The sequence below is a fragment of the Amycolatopsis albidoflavus genome, assembly GCF_039525725.1.
GTDB lineage: Bacteria > Actinomycetota > Actinomycetes > Mycobacteriales > Pseudonocardiaceae > Amycolatopsis > Amycolatopsis albidoflava.
Genome location: NZ_BAAAHV010000016.1, coordinates 158,405 through 182,795 on the forward strand (window position 1 = coordinate 158,405; position 24,391 = coordinate 182,795).

Annotated in this window: 25 protein-coding genes; 12 read left to right on the top strand and 13 right to left on the bottom strand. The window is 70.9% G+C overall.

From position 1 onward, the window contains the following. The first annotated feature begins 27 nt into the window (after window positions 1–27). From ABD156_RS26910 to ABD156_RS26920, 3 genes are all read left to right on the top strand, one after another. Complete coding sequence (locus ABD156_RS26910) at window positions 28–2,199, top strand: ATP-binding protein (RefSeq protein ID WP_344279444.1); 2,172 nt, start codon at window positions 28–30, stop codon at window positions 2,197–2,199. Between the two features lie 186 nt (window positions 2,200–2,385). After that, window positions 2,386–2,526 carry an Asp23/Gls24 family envelope stress response protein gene (locus ABD156_RS47875; protein ID WP_377926544.1) on the top strand — a complete coding sequence of 47 codons (141 nt, stop codon included), beginning with the start codon at window positions 2,386–2,388 and terminating at the stop codon, window positions 2,524–2,526. A gap of 386 nt (window positions 2,527–2,912) precedes the next feature. Beyond that, window positions 2,913–4,469: an FUSC family protein gene (locus ABD156_RS26920; protein WP_344279447.1), complete on the top strand. Its 1,557-nt coding sequence runs from the start codon at window positions 2,913–2,915 to the stop codon at window positions 4,467–4,469. Window positions 4,470–4,838: 369 nt separating this feature from the next. On the opposite strand, the gene ABD156_RS26925 is transcribed toward ABD156_RS26920, so the two are convergent. From ABD156_RS26925 to ABD156_RS26935, 3 genes are all read right to left on the bottom strand, one after another. Next, entirely contained in the window at window positions 4,839–5,243 is a 405-nt protein-coding gene (locus ABD156_RS26925; protein ID WP_344279450.1) for a hypothetical protein, read from the bottom strand. 5 nt (window positions 5,244–5,248) lie between these two features. Next, complete coding sequence (locus tag ABD156_RS26930) at window positions 5,249–6,691, bottom strand: MDR family MFS transporter (RefSeq protein WP_344279453.1); 1,443 nt, start codon at window positions 6,689–6,691, stop codon at window positions 5,249–5,251. A gap of 531 nt (window positions 6,692–7,222) precedes the next feature. Further along, window positions 7,223–8,317, bottom strand: coding sequence for a calcium:cation antiporter (locus tag ABD156_RS26935; RefSeq protein WP_344279455.1), 1,095 nt, complete (start codon window positions 8,315–8,317; stop codon window positions 7,223–7,225). Window positions 8,318–8,516: 199 nt separating this feature from the next. On the opposite strand from ABD156_RS26935, the gene ABD156_RS26940 reads away from it, so the two are divergent. The 4 genes from ABD156_RS26940 (at window position 8,517) to ctaD (ending at window position 11,781) form a co-directional block, all read left to right on the top strand. Continuing rightward, window positions 8,517–9,281 carry an acetate uptake transporter family protein gene (locus ABD156_RS26940; protein ID WP_344279458.1) on the top strand — a complete coding sequence of 255 codons (765 nt, stop codon included), beginning with the start codon at window positions 8,517–8,519 and terminating at the stop codon, window positions 9,279–9,281. A 22-nt stretch (window positions 9,282–9,303) separates the two neighbouring features. Next, window positions 9,304–9,729, top strand: a complete 426-nt coding sequence (locus ABD156_RS26945; RefSeq protein WP_344279461.1) for an SPW repeat domain-containing protein — start codon at window positions 9,304–9,306, stop codon at window positions 9,727–9,729. 4 nt (window positions 9,730–9,733) lie between these two features. Next, complete coding sequence (locus ABD156_RS26950) at window positions 9,734–9,976, top strand: hypothetical protein (RefSeq protein ID WP_344279463.1); 243 nt, start codon at window positions 9,734–9,736, stop codon at window positions 9,974–9,976. A 98-nt stretch (window positions 9,977–10,074) separates the two neighbouring features. Beyond that, the gene (gene ctaD, locus ABD156_RS26955) at window positions 10,075–11,781 is read left to right on the top strand and encodes an aa3-type cytochrome oxidase subunit I (RefSeq protein ID WP_344279466.1); all 1,707 of its coding nucleotides are present in this window, start codon (window positions 10,075–10,077) and stop codon (window positions 11,779–11,781) included. Here ctaD and ABD156_RS26960 read toward each other — a convergent pair whose 3' ends face one another. The 3 genes from ABD156_RS26960 to ABD156_RS26970 all read right to left on the bottom strand — a co-directional run bounded on the left by ABD156_RS26960 (window position 11,782) and on the right by ABD156_RS26970 (window position 14,006). Next, window positions 11,782–12,159: an RNA-binding S4 domain-containing protein gene (locus tag ABD156_RS26960; RefSeq protein ID WP_344279469.1), complete on the bottom strand. Its 378-nt coding sequence runs from the start codon at window positions 12,157–12,159 to the stop codon at window positions 11,782–11,784. It lies immediately after the preceding gene. A gap of 7 nt (window positions 12,160–12,166) precedes the next feature. Further along, complete coding sequence (locus ABD156_RS26965) at window positions 12,167–13,096, bottom strand: hypothetical protein (RefSeq protein WP_344279472.1); 930 nt, start codon at window positions 13,094–13,096, stop codon at window positions 12,167–12,169. Window positions 13,097–13,178: 82 nt separating this feature from the next. Next, a complete protein-coding gene (locus tag ABD156_RS26970) occupies window positions 13,179–14,006 on the bottom strand; it encodes a MerR family transcriptional regulator (RefSeq protein ID WP_344279475.1) in 828 nt (275 codons plus the stop codon). Window positions 14,007–14,276: 270 nt separating this feature from the next. On the opposite strand from ABD156_RS26970, the gene ABD156_RS26975 reads away from it, so the two are divergent. From ABD156_RS26975 to ABD156_RS26995, 5 genes are all read left to right on the top strand, one after another. After that, on the top strand, window positions 14,277–14,969 hold the full coding sequence (locus ABD156_RS26975) for a helix-turn-helix transcriptional regulator (RefSeq protein ID WP_344279478.1): 693 nt from the start codon (window positions 14,277–14,279) through the stop codon (window positions 14,967–14,969). Window positions 14,970–15,033: 64 nt separating this feature from the next. Further along, window positions 15,034–15,618 carry a nuclear transport factor 2 family protein gene (locus ABD156_RS26980; RefSeq protein ID WP_344279481.1) on the top strand — a complete coding sequence of 195 codons (585 nt, stop codon included), beginning with the start codon at window positions 15,034–15,036 and terminating at the stop codon, window positions 15,616–15,618. Window positions 15,619–15,648: 30 nt separating this feature from the next. Further along, a complete protein-coding gene (locus ABD156_RS26985; RefSeq protein ID WP_344279483.1) occupies window positions 15,649–16,335 on the top strand; it encodes a response regulator transcription factor in 687 nt (228 codons plus the stop codon). Continuing rightward, window positions 16,332–17,648: a HAMP domain-containing sensor histidine kinase gene (locus tag ABD156_RS26990; protein ID WP_344279486.1), complete on the top strand. Its 1,317-nt coding sequence runs from the start codon at window positions 16,332–16,334 to the stop codon at window positions 17,646–17,648. Before ABD156_RS26985 ends, ABD156_RS26990 begins: the two co-directional genes overlap by 4 nt. A gap of 81 nt (window positions 17,649–17,729) precedes the next feature. Continuing rightward, on the top strand, window positions 17,730–18,509 hold the full coding sequence (locus ABD156_RS26995; protein WP_344279489.1) for a hypothetical protein: 780 nt from the start codon (window positions 17,730–17,732) through the stop codon (window positions 18,507–18,509). 135 nt (window positions 18,510–18,644) lie between these two features. Here the strand turns inward: ABD156_RS26995 and mftD are convergent, their stop codons facing one another. The 7 genes from mftD to mftA are packed head-to-tail and all read right to left on the bottom strand — an operon-like array spanning window position 18,645 to window position 24,294. Beyond that, complete coding sequence (mftD, locus tag ABD156_RS27000) at window positions 18,645–19,817, bottom strand: pre-mycofactocin synthase MftD (RefSeq protein ID WP_344279492.1); 1,173 nt, start codon at window positions 19,815–19,817, stop codon at window positions 18,645–18,647. Further along, the gene (mftF, locus tag ABD156_RS27005; protein ID WP_344279495.1) at window positions 19,814–21,241 is read right to left on the bottom strand and encodes a mycofactocin biosynthesis glycosyltransferase MftF; all 1,428 of its coding nucleotides are present in this window, start codon (window positions 21,239–21,241) and stop codon (window positions 19,814–19,816) included. Before mftF ends, mftD begins: the two co-directional genes overlap by 4 nt. Then, entirely contained in the window at window positions 21,238–22,026 is a 789-nt protein-coding gene (locus tag ABD156_RS27010; RefSeq protein WP_344279498.1) for a mycofactocin-coupled SDR family oxidoreductase, read from the bottom strand. Before ABD156_RS27010 ends, mftF begins: the two co-directional genes overlap by 4 nt. Continuing rightward, window positions 22,023–22,712: a mycofactocin biosynthesis peptidyl-dipeptidase MftE gene (mftE, locus tag ABD156_RS27015; RefSeq protein ID WP_344279501.1), complete on the bottom strand. Its 690-nt coding sequence runs from the start codon at window positions 22,710–22,712 to the stop codon at window positions 22,023–22,025. The genes ABD156_RS27010 and mftE overlap by 4 nt, the downstream gene beginning before the upstream one ends. Window position 22,713: 1 nt before the next feature. Continuing rightward, complete coding sequence (gene mftC / locus ABD156_RS27020) at window positions 22,714–23,907, bottom strand: mycofactocin radical SAM maturase (RefSeq protein ID WP_344279504.1); 1,194 nt, start codon at window positions 23,905–23,907, stop codon at window positions 22,714–22,716. Then, complete coding sequence (gene mftB, locus ABD156_RS27025) at window positions 23,907–24,200, bottom strand: mycofactocin biosynthesis chaperone MftB (RefSeq protein WP_344279507.1); 294 nt, start codon at window positions 24,198–24,200, stop codon at window positions 23,907–23,909. Before mftB ends, mftC begins: the two co-directional genes overlap by 1 nt. Then, window positions 24,190–24,294, bottom strand: coding sequence for a mycofactocin precursor MftA (gene mftA, locus ABD156_RS27030; protein WP_344279510.1), 105 nt, complete (start codon window positions 24,292–24,294; stop codon window positions 24,190–24,192). The genes mftB and mftA overlap by 11 nt, the downstream gene beginning before the upstream one ends. Window positions 24,295–24,391 lie beyond the last annotated feature (97 nt).

Below are 24,391 nucleotides of genomic sequence, written 5' to 3' on the forward strand. Positions count from 1 at the left end.
CTGGGAGCGAGAAGAGGGTGGAGGCGGATGACAGCGCGCGCGACGTTCGGGGCGGAACTGCGGCGGCTGCGCACTTCGGCCGGGCTGTCGCTCACTGATCTGGCCGGACGGGTGCATTACAGCAAGGGCTACCTGAGCAAAGTCGAAACCGGTCTTGCTTCTCCGAATTCCGCACTCGCTGCCTTATGCGAATCAGAATTCGGCACCCCTGGCGCCCTCACTGCACTAGTTCCCGCGGAAACCCGGAAACGCCGGACCCGGCCGGACGTCCGCCCGTCCGGCCTTCCCCCGGTGACCGCCGACTTCGCCGGCCGCGACCCCGAATCGCGAGCCGTACGCGAGATCCTCGAGTCCGACGGCGGCGTCTGCGTGATTTCGGGGATGGGCGGAGCGGGGAAAACGGCGCTGGCGGTGCGATGCGCGTACCGGCACGAAGCGTCCTTCGCCGACGGCAGCCTCTTCCTGGACCTGCGCGGCACCTCCGACGATCCGGTCACGCCCGCCGAGGCGCACGACCGTCTGCTGCGGATCCTGGAGGTGCCCGCGGAACGGATCCCGGCCGATCCCGACGACCGTGCCGCGCTCTTCCGGACCTGCTTGCGCGGCCGGAGTTTCCTGCTGGTGCTGGACAACGCGGGCAGCACCGGGCAAGTGCGCCCGCTGCTGCCCGCCGAACCGAAATGCCGCGTCGTGATCACCAGCCGCTCGCGCCTGCCCGCCTTGGACGAAGCCAAACACGTCTCGCTGGGCGTCCTCCCCTCCGCCTCCGCCGCTGAGCTGGTCACGGCTTTGACCGGCGCGACCCCCGGGGCCGCCCTGCGGATCGCCGACCGCTGCGGCCGTCTCCCGCTGGCCATCCGGATCGCCGCCGCTCGCCTGCGCGCCCACCCGGCGTGGGACGTCGCGGAACTGGAGCGCCGCCTTGCCGACGAGACCCGCCGGCTGGGCGAACTGGACGACGGCGAACGAAGCCTGGCCGCCGCGTTCCGATTGTCGGTGCGCCAACTGGACCAGCCGGAAGCGCGGCTGTTCGGCCTGCTCGCCCTGCACCCCGGCCCGGACTTCGACGTCACCGCCGCGCAGGCGCTGGGCTCGCTGGATCCGGTGGAGGCAGAACGCCTGCTGGACCGCCTGCACCAGGCGTACCTGCTCACCCAGCCGGAACTGGGCCGGTTCGGTTTCCACGACCTGGTCAGGGTTTTCGCCGCCTCCGGAGCGTCCGACGAGGACGCTTTCCGCCGCCTGGCCGATTTCTCCGTCGCCACCGCGGAACGCGCCGACCGGGCAATGAGCGGCCCGCGGTACCGGCCGGAGGTGGTCTATCCGCCGGGACTGCCGGAAGTGGAGTTCCCGGACCAGGACAGCGCGATCGCCTGGTTCCGCGCGGAATGGCCCACCCTGGTCGCGCTCTGCCGCCGGACAGGGGAGACCGACCGATGCTGGCAACTGGCGTTCTTCCTGCGCGGTTTCTTCTACCTGACCAAATTGTGGGATCCGTGGATCGCGACGCACCGCTGGGCGCGCGCCGCCGCCGAGGCCGTCGGCAACCGCTGGGCCGCGGCCACGACCACCGCGAACCTGGGCATCGCGTACGTCGACCGCGGCGATCTGGACGAGGCTTCCCGTTGCTACAGCCAGGCTTTGGCCGAGTACCGGCAAATCGGCGACCGGCACGGCGAAGCGACCGCGCTGGCGCATTCCGCCTGGGCGGAGCACTACCGAGGCAACCACGAACAGGCCTTGCGGGACTTGCGCTCCGCGGCCGATTTCTACGACCTGACCGGCAATCGACGCAGCGGCGCCATCACGATGCGAGGTGTCGCGCTGGTCCTGACAGCCTTGGGACGTCCGGCCGAAGCTGCTCAAGCGGTCGAGGAAACCTTGGCAGTGTTCGAAGAACTGGGGCTGGAGCTGGATGTCGTGATGGGACTGAACTGCCTCGGCTGGGCGCGGTTCCGCCTCGGGGACCACTCCGGCGCCGAGTCGTCCTACCGGGAGGCCGCGGCTCGCGCGGAATCCTGCGGGAGCACCCACGAGGCCGCGCGGGCCTACCTGGGTTTGGGAAATGTCGCTGCGGCGCAAGGGATCGAGGACGAGGCTGCCTCGTTGTGGGAACGAGCCGAGGCCGCGCACCCCGACCTGGACCCGGTGACCGTGGGCGAGGCGGCCGCGCGCGCCGAATATCCCCGCAGCGCGTGAGCTTCCCAGACGGCGGGTTCCTCCGACGATGGCTGACGACCGGCCAGGGCCAGACCACGACGTCGGCGGTCAGGGTGCGTCGGTCGAGGTGGGGGAGAAGCGGAGGGCCGTCGACCTGCAGGCAGTGGTCGAATCCGGGCTTCGGCCGCGGACATGTCCCGCTCGGTTCGCCGCCGGGGGGAACAGATGACCGGGCTGGAGGCGGTGGAGGTGAACATCGCGGTGACGGACCTGCACTGGCCGGAGGACACGGAAGAGGGCGCGGCGGAGTCCAGGCGGTCGTGCGGCCTGCGGCTGACGGTGCTGCCCGTGGTTGGCCGGGGCTAGTTGGAGGGACGAGCTTCAGGCTGTGGCGGCTGATTGCGGCTGCACCGGTTGGGGCGGCGGCTGTCCCTCCGGTTGGAGGTGGGGCGTTTCGGTTGTGGAGCGGGAACGGGGCGGACTTCACGTCTGCGGTGTGCTGCTGATGCTTGGCGGGGAGGTGCTCCGGAGGTAGTTCCGGAGACGAGCGTTCAGGCCGTGGCGGCGGCACTGGCTGGGGCGGCAGCTGCCTGCCGAAGGCGAGGCGTTCGAGCGCGGAGCAGGACGAGGCGCGCTCCACGCCATCGGTGTGCCCGCCGTCTCTGGCTGGTGTGGGCGGGGTTTCCGGGTGGGCGGCGGCGTGTTGGGATGGGCGGATGGGATCGCCCGAGCCGGTTGAGCAGGTGCCTCGCGTGGCGGGGTTCCGGGCGCTGATGTTCGCTTTGCCGCCGGTCGGGAGGCGGTGGTCGGCGGGGTTGCGGGCCGCCGCGGCGGTGGCGGTTCCGGGGGTTGCGCTGGTGCTGGCGGGGGCGTCGGCCTCGGCGTTGTTCGTCACGCTCGGGACGTTCGCGGTCCTGTACGGCGAGGGGCGGCCGTACCGGGTTCGGGCGGGCGTGGTGGCGACTGCGGGGGCCGGGTTGCTCGCGGCGGCCGCGTTGGGGGCTTCGCTGGGAACTGTGGTTCCGCCGGGGCCGGTGTCCGTGCTGGTGGTTTCGGTGGTCGCGGTGCTGGCGACGTACGTCGTCGACGCGTTGCGGCTCGGGCCGCCGGGGCCGTTGTTCTTCGCGCTCGTTTGTGCGGGGGCGCAGGCGGCGGTCGAGGCTGGGGCCCGGCCGTGGGTGGTGCTGGGGTGTGCTGCGGCTGGGGTCGCGTCGTCGGTCGTGGTGTCGATGGCCGGGGTGCTGGCCGATCGGACGAAGCCGGAGCGGACAGCCGTCGAACGTGCGGTTCGCGCGGTCGACGCGTTCGTCTCGGCGGAGCGGAAGACGGCGGAGGCTCGGCACGCAGCAGGTGCCGCGGTGTCGGCGGCGTGGACCGCGCTGCATGACGCGGGACATCCGCGCCGGGGCACGAAGCCGGAGCTGGTGGCGGCCTTGCTTGCCGCGCACCGGAGGTTTGCGGACGCTTCGCCGGGCGAGTCCGTCGAGTTGCCGCCTGGGAAGTTGCCGTTGCCGCGACCGAGCATCAGGTATCGGTTGCGGCGCGCGGTTCCGTTGCGGTCGCATGCCGCACTGACGGCGTTGCGCGTCGGTGTGGGTTGCGTGGTCGCTGGGGAACTGGCGGTGGCAGTCGGGATCGGACGGCCGCATTGGGCGGTGCTCAGTGCGTTGGTGGTGCTGCAGCAGGGATTGGACCGGCGGCGGGCGAATGTGCGTGCGCTGCACCGGTTCGTCGGGACCGCGGCCGGGCTGGTGCTGTTCGGGTTGGTGATGACGGTCGCGCCGTCCGGGGTCGTGCTGATCGTGATTCTGGCGGTGCTGCAGTTCTGCGTGGAGCTGGTGGTGCCGCGGAATTACGCGGTGGCGACGGTGGTCATCACGCCGCTCGCCCTGCTCGCCGCCGGAGTGGCGAGCGTGCCGGGTCCGGTGTGGCCCGCGGTGGCGGACCGCTTCGCCCAGACGGCGATCGGGGTCGCGGTGGCGGTCGTCGTGCAGTACGCGGTGGCACCGCGAGCGCATCGGAAGACGTTGGCCTGGACCGGATCTCGCGTTCGCGCCGCTGCCCGCGCGGTGCTGGCCGGCGCGCCGGTTCCGCGTGCAGCTGCGCGGCGGGACCTCCAGTTCGAGCTGGAAGGCGCGACCCGGGCGGGGGTGGATTCGGTGCACAACGAACCCGGCTGGGCCGCCGAGCGCTGGCCCGCCCACGCGGCCCTGGTCCACGACGGTTACGACCTGCTCCAGGCCTGCTGGTCCACGCCGGACGACGGGGTGCGGGACGTGGAACGGTGGCGGAGCGCGTTCGGCCGGTGAGGCCGGGACGCCCGGCCGGGGAGGTCGGTGGACGTGCCTGCCGCGGCCGCGCTGATGTCCGCCGAGCTTCCTGAGGCTGGCTGGCGAAGCGCCGCTGGCCAGTCTTGGACGACGAGCACAGCGAACTCGGGTTGGCTCGCGCGAGACTGATGCTTGGCGAGTTGGACTCAGCTACCCCGGCGACGGGCTAACGGATCTGCGTGTGGCTGGTTCGTCGAACGACGGGTTCCGACCGGGCCGCGCTTCACCGTCGCCGCTCGGCTGTCGATCGTCCGCCGCCGAAGCGAGCGCCCCGAAGTCAGGCCGCGCACCGCTCAGGCGCAGACTCCGAGCCGCCCGCCTCAGCGCGCAACTCCAGCAACCCGCTGGCTACCGAGGACGCAGCGCCGCCTCGATCTCCTCTCGATCCTCGTCGCCAGGGGTGATCGTCAGCGGGCCCGCGACCTCCAGCAAACCCGGATGCCGAACCGTCCAGCTCAAGACCGGCAGCGAATCCTTCGTGAGATCGTGCGCGGACGTCACGGTGACCCCGGGCGTCGGCCCGCACGTGACCACGTCCGCGGACGGGCCGCGGCCGTCGCTGTGGCAGAAGGCGGCACGGCCGTCGGAGGACAGCGCCAGCAACGCCGGGGCGCCGTCGGCGGTGACGGTGGGCAGGACGTGGTCGTAACCGGCCAGCCAGCGCAGCACCAGGCGGTGCACGCGCCGGCCTCGGATGCTGGTCATCGACGCGGTGTAGGCACGGGCGACGGCGTCTAGCCGTTCTGGGTCCACCGGCGTCAGGCCTCCGTCGCTGCCGGTTCCGGGCGGGGCGACCGAACGAACCACGCCCCGGCCACTGCGACCAGCCCGATGCAGCCGGCGACGACGAAGGCCATCTGCAGGCCGCTGGCATCGGGACTGACGGCGGCGTGTTCGGCGCTGCTGACGGTCGCGACGCTGACGAACACCGCGGTGCCCAGCGCGCCGGCGACCTGCTGGAGCGTGGACAGGATCGCGCTGCCGTGCGAGTAGAGGTGGTCCGGCAGCGCGGCCAGCGATTCGGTCATCAGCGGCGTCATCATCAGGCCCAGGCCGGCCATCAGGACGATGTGGATGCCGATCACGGCGATCAGCGGCGAATCCGGGCTCAGCAACGAGAACAGCCACAGCGAGACCGTCATCGCGAGCGCGCCCGGCAGCACCAGCGGGCGCGCGCCGACGCGGTCGAACAGCGCGCCGACCGGTCGGCCGAGCAAGCCCAGCACCAAGCCGCCGGGCAGGACGGCCAGGCCGCTGACGAACGTGGACTTGTGCAGGACGGTTTGCAGATACAGCGGAAGCAGGATCGCGCCCACGCCGATCAGGCACATGAACAGCAACGCGCTGAGCGCCAGCGCGACCACGAAACTGCGGTGGGTGAACGGGCGCAGATCCAGCAGCGCGCGGTCTCGTTGCTGCAGGCGGAGTTGCCGCCAGCCGAACACCGCCAGCGAGACCGCTCCGACGACGATCGGCAGCCACGGCGGCACCAGCGCTGTCTCGGCGGATTCGCCCGCTGACGACAGGCCGTACAGCACTCCGCCGAAACCGACGGCGGACAGGATCACGGAGAGGACGTCGAGCGGAACCGGGCGGGTTTCGCTCTCGATGCGCAACTGGAGCATCCCGGTGACCAGCGCGGCCAGCGACAGCGGCAGCACGATGAAGAACATCCACCGCCAGCCGAGCGAGGACAGCACCGCGCCGCCGATCGTCGGGCCGATCGCGGGCGCGACCGCGATGACGATGCTGATCGTGCCCATCGTCGCGCCGCGGCGCTGCGCCGGCACGAGCCGCATGACAGTGGTCATCAGCAGCGGAATCATCACCGCGGTGCCGCACGCCTGCACGACCCGGCCCGCCATCAGCAAGCCGAACCCGGGCGAGACGCCGCACAGCAGCGTGCCGAGGCTGAACGAGGCGAGCGAGAAGACGAACACCTGCCGCGGCGTGAACCGTTCGAGCAGGAACCCGGTCGTCGGGATCACCACTGCCATGGTGAGCAGGAACCCGCTGGTGAGCCACTGGATCGTGGTGGTCGGCACGGAGAGGTCGACGGTGAGGTCGCGCAGCGCGATGCTCAGGATGGTCTCGTTGAGGATCATCACGAACGCCGACAGCACGAGGACGCCGATCAGCAACCCGGGCTTGGCGGGCGGCCGCGCGGGGGCCTCCGGGGTGGGAGACGAGATGCCGCTCATGCGCGCACCTCACTGACGGAGGCGCGGACGAACGCACGGGTCGCGAACCGGGCGGAGCCGCCTCGGGCGCTCGCGAAAGCGAGGGATGCGAGGTCGGCCGCGCGGACGGCGCGGGCATCGGCCGACGGACGGCCGGGGACTGTCGGGCGGCTGCCGGGGGAAGCTCTTCGCGCGGCTTCACCGGCCGCTGCGGACGGAGTAGGGGACTGCTGGATCTTCACCCGGCCAGGATACGGAGGAGCACCGACAAAACCGGCGTCCTTTTCCTCCCGCGGCCCGCGCCAGTACGGGGAATGCCGCTTCGGCCGGCGGCGGAAAAAGCGGCTCGACCAGCGGCCGGACGGATGCTCGCGAGACCATGAAAAGAATCTCGTTCGCGGGCCAGGCGCACTCAGCCCGGAGTCACCGGGGCAGCCGCCAGACCGGAGCCAGAAAAACCGTGCCCGCCGGGAAACCTCGCCAGCACGCCCGTCACCAGACCGGAATCAGGAGAACCGGGCCCGCCGTCAGCACACCCGCCGCCGGACAACCTCACGGATTCATCGCAAGCACCAGGAATCCCGCCAGCAACACCAGATGCACCCCGCCCTGAAGCCGAGTAGCCCGCCCGGGCACCACTGTCAGCACACTGACCACCACGGTGAGCGCGAGCAGCACGATGTGCGTCGGCCCGAGACCCAGCAGCAGCGGGCCCTTCAGCCACACCGACGCGAGCGCGATGACCGGAATCGTCAGGCCGATGCTGGCGATCGCGGACCCGTACGCGAGGTTGAGGCTGATCTGCATCCGGTCGCGCCGGGCCGCGCGGACCGCCGCGAGCGTTTCCGGGGCCAGGATCAGCAGCGCGATCACCACGCCCACAAAGGACTGCGGCAGCCCGGCCGCCCGCACGCCGGCCTCGATCGCCGGGGATTCGACCTTCGCCAGTCCGACCACGGTGACCAGCGCGACCAGCAGCAGGCCGACGCTCACCCAAGTCTTCTGCAGGCTCGGCGGTTCCGCGTGCTCTTCCTCGCGGGTCTCGCCCTCAGAGTCGACGGGGAGGAAGAAGTCGCGGTGGCGGACGGTCTGTGTCGCCACGAACGTGGCGTACAGGACCAGCGACGCACCGGCCGCGAAAGCCAGCTGCGGTGCGGAGAACCCCGGACCTGGGGTACTTGTGGTGAAGGTCGGCAGCACGAGGCTCAGCGTCGCCAGCGTGCCGACCGTCGCCAGCGCCGCGCCGCTTCCTTCGGGATTGAACCGGGTTTCCCCGTACCGGCGCGCGCCCACGAACAGCGACAGGCCGACGATGCCGTTGGTGGTGATCATCACGGCGGCGAACACCGTGTCGCGCGCCAGCGTGTCCGCGTTGTCGCCGCCGGAAGCCATCATCGTGACGATCAGCGCGACTTCGATCACCGTCACCGCGACCGCGAGCACCAGCGAGCCGTACGGTTCGCCGACCCGGTGCGCGACCACCTCCGCGTGGTGCACCGCGGCGAGAACCGTGCCCGCCAGCGCGATCGCCACCAGCGCGACCGGCACCGGTCCCAGCGTGCGGCCCCACGTGAGCGCCAGCAGGACCAGGGAGATCAACGGCAGCAAAGTGGTCCAGGACAACAGATAACCGCGGACGCTCGCCATGCGCACACCCTGGCATATCGGACCCTCCGTCGCCTGCCATGCCGTCCTCGCGGGGGAGTGTCGCGTCCGAAATGGACACTGCCGGTCGCGCGGCCCGGCGCGAAATTCACTCGTTCGGCGTAGCACCTGCAGGGTTCCGCAGGTCGGCGGCGGGGTACGCGCGGCGCACAGGGGTGGTCGGCGCGGAAAGGAGCCGGAGATGACCCGCGAAATGAAGATGGCCGACCGCGCGATGCCGGCAGGCGGCGACGGCGCGGAGTATTCGTTCTGGCGCGAGCACACGCACATCAACCTGAGTCCGGTGGCCGCACCGTCGATCCTGGGACTCGCCGGGTTCGCGGTGTCGACGTTCATGGTGGCGGCCAACCTGGCCGGCTGGTTCGGCGACAGCACGTCGACGCCTCTGCTGCTGGCCCCGTTCGCGTTCGCTTTCGGCGGCGTCGCGCAGTTCCTCGCCGGGATGTGGTCCTACCGGGCCCGCGACGCGCTCGCCACGGTCGTGCACGGCGCGTGGGGCGCGTTCTGGCTCGGCTACGGGGTCTACCAGCTGTTCGTCGGCCTCGGCGGACTGCCCTCGACGACGGCGAGCCCGGTCGCGGCGGCCGCGATCGGCTTCTGGTTCATCGGGCTCGCGGCGATCACCTGGACCGGCGCGCTCGCCGCGCTGGCGGAAAGCCTGGTGCTCTGCACGCTGCTCGCGGTCCTCGCCGCCGGGGCCACGCTGCTGGCGATCGGACTGGTCGGCGACGTCGGCGTGGTGCGCACGATCGCCGCGTACTTCCTGCTCGCGTCCGCGGTCCTGGCCTGGTACGCGTGCAGCGCGATGGTGCTCGAAGCGGCGCACCACCGGGTGATCCTGCCGATGGGCGTGCGCGCGCCCCGGCCTGCCCGGACCACGACGGTGCCGTTGCACCAGGCGATCCAGTTCGACCACGGAGAGCCGGGAATCAAGGCCGGGCAGTAGCCCGGCGAGGAGGTGACCACGGATGAAGATGAGCATGGCGCTCACCGCGTTGACGCCGCAGGACCGGAAGCTGCGGGAAAGCAGGCTTCCGCTCACCGCCGAGTTCCTGGCCGGGGCGTGGCTGGTGTTCGCGGCTTTCGCGTACAGCTACTCGTTCACGCTGTCCGCGACGGCCGGGTTCTGGAACAGCCTGGCGTGCGGGATCGCCGTGGCGGCGGTCGCGCTGGTCCGGTTCGGCCTGCCGGAACGGGCGCGCTGGCTGGGACTGGTCAACGTCGCGATCGGGTTCTGGCTCATCGCCGCGCCCTTCGCGTTCGGCTACCCGGTCGACGGGCATCGCGACGCGATCCGCACGAATTCGCTGATCGTCGGCGTGCTGCTGGCGATTTTCGCCGTCATCTCGGTGACTGTCGCCTACCGCAGGCACAGCGGCGAGTTCCGGGAGTGAGGAGATGTACTGGCCAGTGCTGACGGTGCTGGCGATCGGCGTGCTCGCCTTGGGCGGCGCGGGATTGCGCGTGCTCAAGGCGGCGCCGCCGGTCCGGAAGGAGGCACTCGTCGGCGCCTGGCTGGTGGCCGCTTCGGGCGTGGTGTGGTGGGCGTCCGCCCCCGCGGCCGGGGCGGTGTTCCTGGTGATCGGCGCGGCGGTCGTGTTCGGCGCGGCGCTGGCGAACGGGCAATTGCCGTCCCGCTGAAAAAAGGGGTTTGCCGCGGGCGGCGGCCGGTTACCCGGCCCGCGTGAGGCCGGGCTGCTTTCGGCTGCCCGGCGATCGCCGGGTGCGGGAGGTCGGTCATGACGCAGCTGAAGCCGCGGCCAGTGGTGATCGCCGAGGCGCGCCCGCGAGGCAAAAAGGGCTCGGTGCTGCTGGGCATCCTGCGCACCACCGACCACAAGCAGATCGGGCTGCTCTACCTCGGCACGTCGTTCGCCTTCTTCCTCGTCGGCGGCGCGATGGCGCTGCTGATGCGCGGCGAACTGGCCCAGCCGGGGCTGCAATTCCTGTCGCAGGAGCAGTACAACCAGCTGTTCACCATGCACGGCACGATCATGCTGCTGCTGTACGCGACGCCGAACGTGTTCGGATTCGCCAATTTCGTGCTTCCGCTGCAGATCGGTTCGCCGGACGTGGCGTTCCCCCGGTTGAACGCGTTTTCCTACTGGCTGTACCTTTTCGGCGGATTGATCGTGCTGAGCGCGTTCCTCACGCCGGCCGGCGCCCCGGATTTCGGCTGGACCGCCTACACGCCGCTGTCGGACGCCGTGCACAGTCCCGGCACCGGCGGGGACCTGTGGATCATGGGCCTCATCGTGTCCGGTCTCGGCACCATTCTCGGCGCGGTCAACATGACCACCACGATCCTGTGCCTGCGCGCGCCGGGAATGACCATGTTCCGGATGCCGCTTTTCACCTGGAACATCCTGTTCACCGGGATTCTCGTGCTGATCGCGTTCCCGATCCTCACCGCCGCGCTGTTCGCGCTGGAGGCCGACCGGAGGCTCGGCGCGCACGTTTTCGATCCCGCCAACGGCGGCGCGATCCTCTGGCAGCACCTGTTCTGGTTCTTCGGCCATCCCGAGGTGTACATCGTCGCGCTGCCGTATTTCGGGATCGTCACCGAGATCATTCCGGTGTTCAGCCGGAAACCGCTTTACGGCTACCGGCTGATGGTGTTCGCGACGATCGGCATCACCGGGCTGTCCGCGACGGTCTGGGCGCACCACATGTACGCGACCGGATCGGTGCTGCTGCCGTTCTTCTCGATCATGACGTTCCTGATCGCGGTGCCGACCGGGCTGAAGTTCTTCAACTGGATCGGCACGATGTGGAAAGGCACGCTGTCGTTCGAATCGCCGATGCTGTGGTCGGTCGGATTCCTGGTCACGTTCCTGCTCGGCGGGCTGACCGGCGTGCTGCTGGCCGCGCCCGCGCTGGACTTCCACATCACCGACACCTATTTCGTGGTCGCGCACTTCCACTACGTGCTGTTCGGCACGATCGTGTTCGCCACGTTCGCCGGGATCTACTTCTGGTTCCCGAAGATGACCGGGCGGATGCTCGACGAATCGCTCGCGAAATGGCACTTCTGGACCACGTTCATCGGCTTCCACACGACGTTCCTGGTGCAGCACTGGCTCGGCGCGGAAGGGATGCCGCGGCGGTACGCGGACTACCTGCGCAGTGACGGATTCACCTTGCTGAACACCATTTCCACGATCGGCGCGTTCATTCTCGGCGCCTCGGTGCTGCCGTTCATCTGGAATGTGGTGAAGAGCTACCGGTACGGCGAGCGGGTCGACGTGGACGATCCGTGGGGCTTCGGCAATTCCCTGGAATGGGCCACTTCATGCCCGCCGCCGCGGCACAATTTCACCGAACTGCCCCGGATCCGCTCCGAACGGCCTGCTTTCGAACTGCACTATCCGGAGGCAGTGGAGCGGATCCGGGACGAACAGCACATCCACTGGGGACGAGGGTCGCGGGAGAAATCCGACGCCTGATCAGGGCGCTTCCGAGCCCTGCTGACGGCGGAATTCGTCCAGCACCCGGCGTTCCCGCTTCGTCGGCCGTCCCGCGCCGCGCTCGCGCCGGGCGACCGGGATCGCGGCTTCCGGCGGCGGCTTCGGCGTGCGGTCGATCAGGCAGGTGGCCGCGACCGCGGCGCCGACGCGCTTCTGGATCACTTCCACGACCTCGACCACGCGGGTCGTCGTCCCGATCCGGGCGCGCACCTCGTCGCCGGGAACCACCGTCGTCGCGGGTTTCGCCGGGCGGTCGTTCACGCGCACGTGCCCGCCGCGGCAGGCAGCGGCGGCGTCGGCGCGCGTCTTGGTCAGCCGGACCGCCCAGAGCCAGCGGTCGATCCGCGTCGATTCCATGCGTCCATCATGGCGCGTCCCAGTGCCAGCGCAGGCCGAGGATCCCCGGAGTGACCGCGGCGGACACGACGTGCGCGGGAAGGCCCTGGGTGATCGGCAGTTCGGCGACCGTCGTCTCCGGCCCGGCGGGGGAGTCGAGCCGGTAGGCGTGGCAGGCCCGCGGTTCGAAACCGGGCGCGAAATGCAGTTCCAGCACGTGCTCGTGCACGGCGTTGCGGAACCGGCGCTCGTAGGAGAAGTCCGGGCGGTCGTCGGTGAACTCGAACTCGTACTCGGCGATCGCGGTCTCGCCCCGGTCCAGTCCGCGGCCGAGGACGAGTTCGGCCACCGTGAACCCCTCCTCGTCGAGGGTTTCCGTGCGCCCGGGCGAGCAGTAGCGGGTGCGCACCAGCTTCGGCGGGCTGCCGGGGCCGACGCCGTGCGCGGTGACCAGCCGGATGTGCGTGTCGTCCTCCGTCGCGCGCAGCACCTCGCGCACTTCCAGCCGGTGCAGCCGCCGGTCCGGGCCCACGTGCACGGCCTCGTGGAGGCTGACGACCACCAGCGACGTCCGGTATGCCGTCTCGAACGAGTTCAGCACCCGCAGCACCGCGTTCCGCCGTCCCCACAGCCGTTCCCAGCGTACGACGGGAACCGGCGGCGGCTCCGGATCGCGCTCGATCAGCCCGGTCAGCGAGCCCGGCGGCAGTTCGAGTACGCCCTCGAGGATCCGCACCGCGACGCGCGAGCGGGCGCGGGCGGGCACGGTGCGGCCGGTCCGCCAGTAGCTGAGCGTCGTGGTGCTGACCGCCGCGCCCGCCGCGGCGAGCCGGTCGCGCAGCCGGTCGAGACCGAGCCCGCTGCGGTCGATGGCCAGCGTCAGGGCGCGGCTGAACGGCCCGTCCGCCAGCGCGTCGGCGAGCCGGTCCGGCTGGGTGCCGGGACCTGTCGAGAACACCTGCGTCCTCCTCGGGTCGTCCCCACCCATTCGCCTCTTCAGCGGGCGGCGGCGCAACCGTCGAAGGTCGGGTCTTGGCCGGTCAGCGCGGTTGCTCGACGAAGGGCTCGCGCAGTTCGGTGACCCATTCGCGTTCGTCGCCGGAGGTGTGCAGGTAGACCTCGCACGGGAAGCCGTCCGCGCGGAAGCCGTGCTCGTCGGTCCACCGGGCGAGCTGCTGGTAACCGGAGAGGAATCCGCTCGCCGGGCCGCGGTGGACGAGCGTCGCGGCGCGGGCGGCGGGCAGTTCGGCCACCTCGAGGCCGTTCGGCGCGGCGACCGCACCGGAGATCGGCAGCGCGGCGTGGACGACGACCGGGTCGTCCTCGCTGGCGGGCTTTTCGTAGTAGCAGGTCAGCGGTCCGGCCGGGGCGGCGTCGGATCCTTCGAGCCGCTGGCCGAGTTCCGCGCACAGCGGGCGCAGGACCGGGCTGATGGCCTCGGGGGAGAAGCTTTCGACGGTCGCGGTGAGCCGCACGACGCGCGTCGCGGGGATGTCTTTGACGATGATCTCGGTGTCCGGCATGGTGTGCTCGCTTTCCAGCGCGCGGAGTCTCGCCTCGACCTCGGCCAGCCGGAGCCGGTCGGCGGCGACCCGTTCGGCCAGCTCGGCCCGGCGCAGCGTCAGCATTCCGAGGACCTGCTCGGGCGTGACCTGCTCGGCCAGCAGCGCGGCGACCTCGCCGAGCCCGAAACCGAGGTCTTTGAGCGCGACGATCCGGTTCAGCGCGGCGAGCTGCCCGGCGGTGTAGCGCCGGTAGCCGGTGTGCGGGTTTACCTCGGCGGGCCGGAGCAGGCCGAGCGTGTCGTAATGGCGCAGCATGCGGACCGAAACCCGGCCGTGGCGGGCGAATTCTCCGATGGTGAACATGACCTCCTCAGCACACGCTCTGACACGGTGTGAGAGTCAAGTGTCCCCGCCGGACCGGGAACGGGCCGGCCCCCTGCGCCGACCCGCTCCCGGTGGCCCCCTCGTCCCCCGACGAACGAGGGGACCGCGCCAGTCCGCCGCCCTCCACAGCACGGACCGGAGCCGGTTGCGGCTCCCGCGAACGGAACAGCGGAGGTGCTCCCTCGTGACGGCGGTCGCCCGCAAAGCCACCCGATCGGGTGAGGAAGCGCTGGTCCGTAGGCTGGCCGGGTGAATCGCACGGACCGGCTGTACGCGCTTGTCGAGGAGCTCCGGGCGGTCGCGCCGCGCACCCGGACCGCGGCGTGGCTCGCGGCCCGGTTCGAGGTCAGCGTGCGCACGATCGAGCGCGACCTCGGTGCGCTGCGCGAGACCGGCGTGCCGATCTGGACCGAGACCGGGCGGACCGGCGGTTACGGTCTCGACCGCGAGCGGACCCTGCCGCCGCTCACCCTCACCCCGGAGGAAGCCATCGCGATCACCGTCGCGCTGCGCTCCGCCGCTGGTTCGCCGTTCGCGGGCGCGGCGGAGTCGGCGGCCCGCAAGGTGCTCGCGCGGCTGCCCTCCGACGTCCGCGACGCCGAACAGCACCTCGCCGCGCGGCTGCACCGGGTCGGCGAGCCCGAACCGCCTGCCGTCCATAGCGGACTGATCCTCACCGCGCTCGCTGCCCGGCGCGTCCTTCGGCTGTCCTATGTGGACGCAAAAGGCCAGGAGACGGAACGCGACGTCGAGCCGCTGGGGCTGTTGTGGGGCCCGGCGGGCTGGTATGTGCTCGGCTGGTGCCGCCTGCGCGACGCGGTCCGCGGTTTCCTGCTGGACCGGATCCGTGCCATCGAGCTCACCGGCGACCGCGTCGTGCGCCGCGAGGTCGACCTCGACGCCGAACTCGCGCGGATCTCCGCCCGTCCGCTCGGCGAGTGACCTGCGCCACGCGGCGCGGAAACACCGACATGACGGTGTCGCCGTGGCCCGCGATCGTCGTCGCATGCCGAAAGAACTGAACCCCGAAGAAATCCCCGCCCTCTGGTGTCGCATGTGGAACGAGGACGCCTCGCTCGCGCACCGGCTGCTCACCGCCGACGGCCGCCAATGGTCCGGCACGAAACCCGGCCTCGACCCGCTGATCGGCCCCGCGGACGCCGAGGCGTTCATCGCGAAGTACCAGCGCGACGTCGGGAATGTGTTCGTCCCGCGCACTTTCGTGATCGACGGAACCGAACGGCTCGCCTTCACCTGGGACGTCACCCGCCGCGACGGCGTGGTCATCACCGGAGCCGACCTGTGTGTCCTCTCCGGCGGGAAAGTCGCGCGGAACTGGACAATTCCCTCGCCGGACGGCCGGTCGTCGCTGCCGGACGGACCGGGCAAAGGCGACCTGGACCGCGACGGATTGCGTGCCCTGGCAACGGATGCGCACCCGTGGCACGGCGAACTGGTGCTCGATCCGGTGCGGCAAACCGTCGCCGGCACCTGGTCGGACGGCGCGCGCGGCGGACTCGCGGTGCTGGTCGCGGTCGACGGGCGGGTGGACCGCGAATGGGTGGTGCCGGGGACGCGTCCGCTCCCGTGACCGCGGGCGCCCGGGAGGCATGATGGCGGCATGGCGAACCGCGTTCTGCTGGCCGACGACGACCGGGCGATCCGGGAATCGCTGGTCCGCGCGCTCGAATTGGAGGGCTACCGGGTCAGCGAGGTCGCCGACGGCGTCGAGGCGCTCGCGATCGCGCGGAGCGAGGAGTTCGACGTCCTGATCGTCGACGTGATGATGCCCGGCGTCGACGGCCTCGGCGTGTGCCGCGTGCTGCGCGCGGGCGGCGACCGCACCCCGGTGCTCATGCTGACCGCGCGGGTCGAGACCGCCGACCGGGTCGCCGGATTGGACGCGGGGGCTGACGACTACCTGCCGAAACCGTTCGAACTGGACGAACTGCTCGCCCGGTTGCGCGCACTGCTGCGGCGGAGCGCGGATCCGGGCGAGCAGGCCCAGCGCGTCGTGCGGCTGGGCGGGCTGGCGGTCGACGCCGGCGCGCGCCGGGTGTGGTGGCAGGACACCGAGGTGGCGTTGTCCAAGACCGAATTCGACCTGCTGGAGCTGCTGGTGCGCAATGCCGGGATCGTGCTCGGCCGCGACACGATCCACCAGCGGATCTGGGGGTACGAATTCGGTCCGGAGTCGAAGAATCTGGCGGTCTACATCGGATACCTGCGGCGGAAACTGGAGAGCGCCGGGGCGGACGAGCTGATCCACACCGTGCGCGGCGTCGGTTATGTGGTGCGGCCGGCATGAATCTGCGCGGGAAGCTGGCGATCGCGTTCGCCGCGGTCGGCGGCGGCGCGGCGATTCTCGTGGGCGTGCTGGGCTATCACACGGCTTCCCAGCGGATCAGCGCGGAACTCGACCGTTCGCTGTTGAGCACGGCGTCGCAGGTGTCGGCGGGCGCGGTGCAGCTGCTCGCGCCGAGCACTCTCACGCGCGGTCCGGGGGACGACGACCACGACGAAGCTCAGCCGATGGTCGCGCAGTCGATCGCGCCGGACGGGACTGTGCGTCGGGTCGGCGGACGGCCGGTCGCGCTGCCGGTCACTGCCGCTGATCGGGAGCTTGTTGTCGGCACTCGCTATGCGGACGCGACTGTAGGTCCGGACGACTACCGTGTGCTCACTGTCGCGCTCGGCTCCGGGCGCGGGTCGCTGCAGCTCGGCATCGACGTGGACGAAACCCGGCACGTCCTCGGCGACCTCGCCGAACGGATGACCTGGGTCAGCCTCGCGGTGCTGGCCGGGGCGGCGCTCGCGGGCTGGCTGCTGGCGCGGCAGATCACCCGGCGCCTCGTCCGGCTCACCCGGCTGACCGAGGAGGTGAGCGCGGGAAGCAGGCCAGGGCTCGGCGTCCCGGACGGCGGTCGCGACGAGGTCGGCCGGCTGTCCGCCTCGTTCGCCGGTATGCTCGGCCGGCTCGCCCGTGCCCGCGATGATCAGGAACGGCTGGTCCAGGACGCCGCGCACGAGCTGCGTACTCCGTTGACCAGCCTGCGCACCAACGCGAGCGTGTTGCGGCGGTTCGAGGAATTGTCGCCGGACGCGCGGAACCGGCTGCTCGCGGACGTCGACGGCGAGACGCGCGAGCTGACGCACCTGGTCACGGAGCTGGTGGAATTGGCGACCGGACAGTACGACGACGAGCCGCTGCAGACGGTCGAACTGCGCGAGCCGGCGGAGCGGGCTGCCGCACGAGTGCGTCGGCGGTCCGGTCGGGCGATTGCTGTGGACGCCGATGGCACGACGGTCCCCGGCCGGGCGAAGGCGTTGGAGCGGGCGATGGCGAACCTGCTGGAGAACGCGGTGAAATTCAGCTCCGGACCGGTGGAGCTGCGCGTGCGGGACGGACGGGTCGAGGTGCTGGACCGCGGGCCGGGGATCGAGGACGCCGACCGGGTTTTCGACCGGTTCTACCGAGCGGCGGGCGCGCGGTCCCTGCCCGGGTCGGGGCTGGGGCTGTCGATCGTGCGGGAAGTCGCGCTCTCGCACGGCGGCGAGGCGTTCGCCGGACCGCGCGACGGGGGCGGTGCGGTGGTCGGCTTCACGGTGGCTCTTACCTGATTCACACCTTGATCTTGCCCGGGGCTAACGGGACTCGGCCAGAGTTGTGGCCGATTGTGGTTCGGTGATGGGAAAGGCTGCATGACGACGGTCAACGGGTTGCCCGCTCATATTCTGCTCGTGCACGCGATTGTCGTGCTGCTGCCGTTGTCGGCGCTGGTGCTGGTGCTGACCGCTTGCCTGCCTTCGGTGCGGAGGCGGCTGGCCGGCGCGAACGCGATTTTGTCGGTGCTGGTGGTTATTCTGGTGCCGATAACGACGAATGCGGGCGAGTGGCTGGAACGGCGCGTGGCGCGGACGCCGCTGGTCCGGGCGCACACGGAAATCGGCGACACGGCGATCTGGGCGGCGATCCCGGTGGCGGTGCTGGCTTTGGCGCTGTGGTGGCGACAGCGAGAGGCTGGTGCTGCGGCGGCGGACGCGGGTGCTGCGGTGGCGGGCGGCGCCGCCGCTGCGGGCGCGCCCGGCGTGGGCGCTGCTGCTGCGGGAGCGGCCGGCGAGGGCGGCGCGACATCGGCGCGCGGTGATGTCGGTGTGCCTGGGAGTGCCGGGGCGGACGCTGATGCTGCAGTGTCTAGCGGTTCCGTGGTGGCGTCGCCCGAGGCCGCTGCGTCTGGCACGGCTGCGGCTGGTGCGCGTCAGGCGGCCCCCGCCGTGCGTGGCGGCAGCGCGAGCGCGGCTGCGGCGAACCGCCGAGTGTTTCTTGCGCCTGCCTCGAAGGCAGTCAGCGTGACGTTGATCGTGCTGTCGATCCTGGCTGCCGGGGCAGCGGTTTACGACATCGTGCGGATCGGCGACACCGGTGCCCAAGCCAGCTGGCAGGGGCAGTTCCAGCAGAACCCGGCACCGCGCGGCCGATAGCGAAAGTCTCTGCGGCGTAAGGGCTTCACGCCCAACGCCGCGCCGCGATGAAGGCGAGTTGCGCCCGAAGACTGTCCGTGAGGGGAACCCTGAGGGAATCAGAGTCCCTCAAGGTTCCCCTCACGGACAAACCGATCAACCGCCGATCCGGCGTTCGAAGCCCTCCGGGACGATCAGGTCGTCCCGGCTCAGGTCGTGCACGCTGCGATGCCCCAACGCGAGCAGTGTCGAGTCGATGCCGTTGCGCAGCACGTCCAGCACGTTCTCCACCCCGGCCTGCCCGCCCGCCGCGAGGCCCCACAGGTATGCCCGCCCGATCAGGACCGCGCGCGCCCCTAGGGCGAGCGCCTTTACGACATCGCTGCCGCGGCGGATTCCGCCGTCCAGCAGCACTTCCACTTCGCTTCCCACCGCTTCCGCGACCGCGGGCAGCGCGCGGATCGTGGCGGGAGTGCCGTCGAGGTTGTTGCCGCCGTGGTTGGACACCGAGATCGCGCTGACCCCGGCGTCCACCGCGCGGCGCGCCTCGTCGACGCGGTACACGCCCTTCAGCAGGAACGGCCCGTCCCACTGTTTCCGCAGCCAGCTCACGTCTTCCCAGCTCGGCGGCGCGGTCTGCATCCACTGGCCGTACGCGCCGAAGAACGACGGCACCGGCGTCCCGGGCTCGGCCATGTTCGGGACGCTGAGGTCGGGCAGTTTCTTGGTCCGTGCGTAGGCGAGCAGCCACCGCGGATGCATCATGCCCTCGGGCGCGAACCGGATCAGTTCGCGCAGCGTCAGCTTGTCCGGGATGTGCGGGCTGCCCCAATCGCGGCTGTGCGAGAACGACCAGTCGAGCGTCAGGATGATCCCGACCGCCCCCGCGGAACGAGCCCGGTCCAGCCGGCGGAGGATGTCGTCGCGGCTGCCGGTCCAGTACACCTGGAAGTACGTATTGGGGTTGGCCGCCACCACTTCCTCGACCGGCTTGCTGGCGAAGGACGACAGCCCCATCGACGTCCCGCGCGCGGCGGCGGCGCGGGCGACCGCGACCTCGCCGTCGGGATGCACTGCCTGCACTCCGGTGGGCGAAATCAGCACCGGCAGCGCGACGTCCCGGCCGAGGACGTTCGTGCTCAGGTCGCGTTCGCCGGGCAGTCCGGCGGTGCGCGGGGCGAAGCGCAGTTCGTCGTACGCGGCCAGATTGTCTTGCAGCGTCAGCCCTTTTTCCGAACCGGCGATCAGCGCCGAGTAGACGGATGCGGGCAGGCGCTTCTTCGCCCGCCGCTGTGCTTCGGCGACGGATTCGAACCAGGTGGTGCTCATCGTTTTCCCTTCGGGTCGACGCGCAGAGGGCGCCAGGTGATGCGCGGCCGCAGCGGGACCGCGGTCCGGTTGTCGAGACAGCCCGCCCACACCCCGGCGCCGTACGCGAGGTCGTCGGCGATCGCGCCGGTGGTGTAGCGGAGCGGGTCTAGGTCGGGTCGTTGCCGCAGCCAGGCGGTCAGCGGCGGTCCGGCGAGCAGCGACGCGATCGCAGCCCGTCGTCCCCAGCGCTTTCGACCGCCAGGCACCAAAAGCGCGGCGAGCAGGGGAGCGGTGAATTGCGTGCTGTAGCGGCCTAAGCCGAGCCAGGTTTGACCGACCGCTGTGCCCATCGCGCGCACGACACCGCCTGTCGGCACGTCGCTGCGGCGTAGTACGCGGGCCATAGTCAGCACGGCGCCCGCGAAGGCGGCGGCAGCCGGAAGCGGACGGCGGGCCAGAAGCGCGGCGACGGTCAGCGTCGGCCACGGGTGCAGGACGAGCGGGGCCATCGCGGCCGGGCGACGCAGAGCTAACGGCGCGGCGGAAGTGCCGTAACTGGCGCGACGGCGGAGCAACGTACGCCAGGCGGTCGGCTCGTGGTGGTCGACGTGCGCGGACGGGTCGTAGCGGATCCGGAAGCCAGCGTCGTGGAGTCGCCAGCCGAGGTCGACGTCTTCGCCGACGCGCATCGCCGGGTCGAAAACCGCACCGTCGAGGGCGACGGATTCCACTGCGGACCGGCGAACCAGCAGCGCGGCAGTGGGCACATAGGACAGTCGTGTGCCAGGTGCGACGCGGGCGGCAGCAGCGCCCAGGTCGAGGCTGCTGGCGGCGCGGGTGTAGCGGCCAGCCCACGTGTCGGGAGCGAGCGGACGTACGCGCGGCGCGACAGCGGCGACGAGCGGGTCGGCGAAATGCCCGGCCAGCTGGTCGATCCAGTCCGGCGAGGGGACGCAATCGCTGTCCAGGAAGGCGATCAGGTCGGTGGAAACGTGCTCCAGCGCGGTGTTTCGTGCTGCTCCAGGGCCGCCGTTGACGTCGCGGCGGACGAGTTTCGCGCCGTGCGCGGAGGCTGCCGCGGCGATGGCGGCGGGATCGGCGGATCCGTCGTCGACGACCAGCGCGGGGTATCGGCCATCGAGTCCGGAGAGGCAGCGGCCGAGCAGTTCGGCGCGGTCGCGCACCGGAATGACGACGGTGACCTCGGCGGTTTTGGCCGGTGGCAACGGGTGAGCGAACCCGGCGTCGGTGAGCAGCCGGGCTAGGACGCCTTCCGCGGCAGTCTCGACGGGGTGGCCCGCCAGGCGAGCCCACGCGGTTCGTCCGGCTTTGGTCAGGCGCAATACGCGGGCGGGGGAGCCGCCGAAGAGGAGGCTGTCGGAGAGCTGTTTGACGCTCGGGTCGACGGCGAGGCGAAATCCGGCGGGCAGCGGAGTGGTCACAGCGCCAGCCCTCCGTCCACCGGGACGACCGCGCCGGTCATCGCGCTGCTTTCCGGCCCGGCGAGGAAGGCCAGGACAGCGGCGACTTCGGCGGGATCGAGCAGCCGCTGCTGAGGTTGTTGCGCGGCAAACGTTTGCGCCGTCGGAAGGTCGTACAGCCGGGCGCTCTCGGCGAGGATCGGCGTGTCGGTCGATCCCGGGCTGACGGCGTTCGCGGTGACGCCGGAGTCGCCCAATTCCGTGCCCAGCGCGCGGATCAACCCGGCGACTCCGGCTTTCGCCGCGCAGTACGCGGCGAGCGTCGGCAGCCCGCGTGTCGCGGCGGCGGACGCGACGGCCAGGAACCGTCCGGAGCGCGGTTTCGGACGGCGCAGCATAGCGGGAATCGCCGTGTGGGCAAGGTTGAGGACACCGCGAAGGTTGACGTCGAGGACGGCGTCTTCCTGCTCCGGCGGCATTTCCCACAGCGGTACGCCGCCTGCGATCACTCCTGCTGCCGCGATAGCCGCATCGAGTCCGCCCCAACGTTGTTCTGCTTCCGCGACGGCTGCGGCCAGTCGAGCGCGGTCGCGGACGTCTGCGCGAAATTCCTCCGCCGTACCGCCGTTTTCCCGGATCGTGTCGACCACTGTGGACAGTTCTTCGGCGGTGCCCATCGGGTAGGGGAGGGCGGGGTTGTCTTCGGCGGCGTCGACCGCGAGCACTGCCCAGCCCTGTTCGGCCAGCTTCACCGCGGTCGCCGCGCCGATGCCGCGCGCCGCGCCGGTCACGAGGGCGACTTTCACGGCGTCACCACGGAAGTCCAGTCGCGCACGTGTGCGCGCAATTGCGCGGTGAGGACGTCGAGGAGGTCCCGGCCTTCGTCCGCGGTGGCTCCGGTGGGATCGCCGAGGATTCCGGTGTCGGTCACCACTCGCACGCCGCCCTTGCGCAGCACTGGAAGCAACTCGCCCAGCGGACGACTGTCGCCCGGTACTGCTTTCTCCATCTGCACTGCCTCCGGCCGAAGTGCCAGCTGCAGAGCGGTTTCCGGCCGCCCGGCATGCGGGTCGCCTTGCCAGCGCGGCTCGAACATCGAGACATCCCGCGACTCGGTGCGCAGAGTCGCGACCGCGCGGGTCACCGAGGCCGCGTTTCCTCCGTGCGCGGACACGAAAAGCAGCCGCCGGAACGTTTCGCAGGCTGAGCGGCCCAGTTCGATGAGCAGGAGTTCCGTGGCCGCCTGCCCGATCGACAGCGTTCCGGCGAACCCGGCGTGCTCGCCGCTCGACCCGTACGGCACCGCGGGCGCGACCAGCACGTCCGGACGTTCCTCCGCGAGCCGGTCGCACAAGGCCGTCGCGATGTCGGTGTCCGTGCTCAACGGCAGGTGCGGGCCGTGCTGCTCGGTGGCCCCGAGCGGCACGGCGAGGATCGCGCCGGACGCCGCCTGTTCGGCGACGTCCGGCGACGACAGGTCGGCCAGGCGCATCTCAGCGACCCGGCCCCGGTGCGAAGCCGGCGAGCGGATTTTCGTCGCAGGCCCGATCCGGCGGACGGCGCATGCCGATGGTCACCGGCACGGGTTCGCGCTTGCGTGTGCGGTGCGAGTGGTCCAGCGACGGTTTCGGCGCGCTGCCCGCGGCGACTCCGGCCAGCGCGCGTTCGCCGTGGCCGCGCACGCATTCCGGGTCCGGGCCGTCGAGCGGCAGCCCGGTGAAGAACTTCGCCGCCATGCACCCGCCGCGGCAGGCGTCGAACGCCGAACACGACGTGCAGGCCCCGCCGCTCTGCGGGCTGCGCAGCTCGGCGAACAGCTCGGATTCCCGCCACACGCCGGTGAATCCGCCCTCGCCCCGGATGTTCCCGGCGAGGAAGGTGTCGTGGATGGCGAACGGGCACGCGTAGACGTCGCCGACCGGGTCGACCAGGCACACCACCCGGCCCGCCCCGCACAGGTTGAGCCCGGGCAGGCCGCCGTCGCCGTAGCCCGCCAGGTGGAAGAACGAATCGCCGGTGAGCACGTTTTCGCCGTACTCGACCAGCCACTCGTACAGCTCCCGTTGCTGCTGCGCGGTGGGGTGCAGCTCGTCCCAGACGTCCGCGCCGCGGCCGGACGGGCGGAGCCGGGTGAGCCGCAGCTGGGCGCCGTAGCGGTCGGCAATCGCTTTGAAGTCGTCGAGCTGCCCCGCATTCTGCCGGGTCACCACGACAGAAATCTTGAAGTTCCCGAACCCCGCGGCGGAAAGGTTCTCCATCGCCCGGACGGCGGTGCGGTAGGAGCCGGGGCCGCGGACGTGGTCGTTGACCTCCTCGGTGGCGCCGTCGAGGGAGATCTGGACGTCGACGTAATCGCTGCCGGCGAGCCGTTTCGCGACGTCCTCGGTGATCTTGATGCCGTTGGTGGAGAACTTGACGCCGACGTGGTGCTCGGTCGCGTAGTCGACCAGCTCCCAGAAATCGGGCCGGACGGTCGGTTCGCCGCCGCCGATGTTCACGTAGAACACCTGCATGCGCTCGAATTCGTCGATCAGCGCCTTGCATTCGGCGGTGCTCAGCTCGCGCGGGTCGCGGCGGCCGGACGAGGAAAGGCAGTGCACGCAGGAAAGGTTGCAGGCGTAGGTGAGTTCCCAGGTGAGGCAGATCGGCGCGTCGAGCCCGAACTGGAATTCGTCGACAAGCGGCATCACACGCTCCTCGGATGGATCATGTCCGACGCCGCGAGCGCGGCGAGGGCGGCGCGGTAGCGGGGCAGTTCCGCCTGCGCGACCCCGGCCTGCGCACACGCCGCGCGGGCGGAGGGGTGGTCGGTCAGCGCCTGCACCGCGGCGAGCATGGTGCGGCTCTTGAGAAAGGACAGCCGGCGGGTGCCGAAGTGGTACAGCAGCGCGCCGAACCGCTCCGGCCGGATGGAGACCCGGCTGTCCAGTTCCCAAGCACCGTCCAGATCGAACGCCGCGGCGTCGCGGTCAGTAGACACCGCACATTCCGTCGATCGAGACCTCCTCGACGAGCAATTCGTCGGCTACGACCTCTTCGGCCTGCGTCTCGGCTGCGGCTGTCGTCTCGCTCATCGTGACTCCCTTGTCCCGCTCGGCGATATTTGACACTTGGTGTCGAATGTGACGGCGAGATTACTGTCACCCAGTGCCAGAAGCAATGGCCGGTCCG

Excerpts from the sequence above, each read along its gene's own strand:
- ABD156_RS26910 (WP_344279444.1), top strand. The coding sequence starts at position 28 with ATGACAGCGCGCGCGACGTTCGGGGCGGAACTGCGGCGGCTGCGCACT.
- ABD156_RS47875 (WP_377926544.1), top strand. The coding sequence starts at position 2,386 with ATGACCGGGCTGGAGGCGGTGGAGGTGAACATCGCGGTGACGGACCTG.
- ABD156_RS26930 (WP_344279453.1), bottom strand. The coding sequence starts at position 6,691 with ATGAGCGGCATCTCGTCTCCCACCCCGGAGGCCCCCGCGCGGCCGCCC.
- ABD156_RS26935 (WP_344279455.1), bottom strand. The coding sequence starts at position 8,317 with ATGGCGAGCGTCCGCGGTTATCTGTTGTCCTGGACCACTTTGCTGCCG.
- ABD156_RS26940 (WP_344279458.1), top strand. The coding sequence starts at position 8,517 with ATGACCCGCGAAATGAAGATGGCCGACCGCGCGATGCCGGCAGGCGGC.
- ABD156_RS26945 (WP_344279461.1), top strand. The coding sequence starts at position 9,304 with ATGAAGATGAGCATGGCGCTCACCGCGTTGACGCCGCAGGACCGGAAG.
- ABD156_RS26950 (WP_344279463.1), top strand. The coding sequence starts at position 9,734 with ATGTACTGGCCAGTGCTGACGGTGCTGGCGATCGGCGTGCTCGCCTTG.
- ctaD (WP_344279466.1), top strand. The coding sequence starts at position 10,075 with ATGACGCAGCTGAAGCCGCGGCCAGTGGTGATCGCCGAGGCGCGCCCG.
- ABD156_RS26960 (WP_344279469.1), bottom strand. The coding sequence starts at position 12,159 with ATGGAATCGACGCGGATCGACCGCTGGCTCTGGGCGGTCCGGCTGACC.
- ABD156_RS26970 (WP_344279475.1), bottom strand. The coding sequence starts at position 14,006 with ATGTTCACCATCGGAGAATTCGCCCGCCACGGCCGGGTTTCGGTCCGC.
- ABD156_RS26980 (WP_344279481.1), top strand. The coding sequence starts at position 15,034 with ATGCCGAAAGAACTGAACCCCGAAGAAATCCCCGCCCTCTGGTGTCGC.
- ABD156_RS26985 (WP_344279483.1), top strand. The coding sequence starts at position 15,649 with ATGGCGAACCGCGTTCTGCTGGCCGACGACGACCGGGCGATCCGGGAA.
- ABD156_RS26990 (WP_344279486.1), top strand. The coding sequence starts at position 16,332 with ATGAATCTGCGCGGGAAGCTGGCGATCGCGTTCGCCGCGGTCGGCGGC.
- ABD156_RS26995 (WP_344279489.1), top strand. The coding sequence starts at position 17,730 with ATGACGACGGTCAACGGGTTGCCCGCTCATATTCTGCTCGTGCACGCG.
- mftD (WP_344279492.1), bottom strand. The coding sequence starts at position 19,817 with ATGAGCACCACCTGGTTCGAATCCGTCGCCGAAGCACAGCGGCGGGCG.
- mftE (WP_344279501.1), bottom strand. The coding sequence starts at position 22,712 with ATGCGCCTGGCCGACCTGTCGTCGCCGGACGTCGCCGAACAGGCGGCG.
- mftC (WP_344279504.1), bottom strand. The coding sequence starts at position 23,907 with ATGCCGCTTGTCGACGAATTCCAGTTCGGGCTCGACGCGCCGATCTGC.
- mftA (WP_344279510.1), bottom strand. The coding sequence starts at position 24,294 with ATGAGCGAGACGACAGCCGCAGCCGAGACGCAGGCCGAAGAGGTCGTA.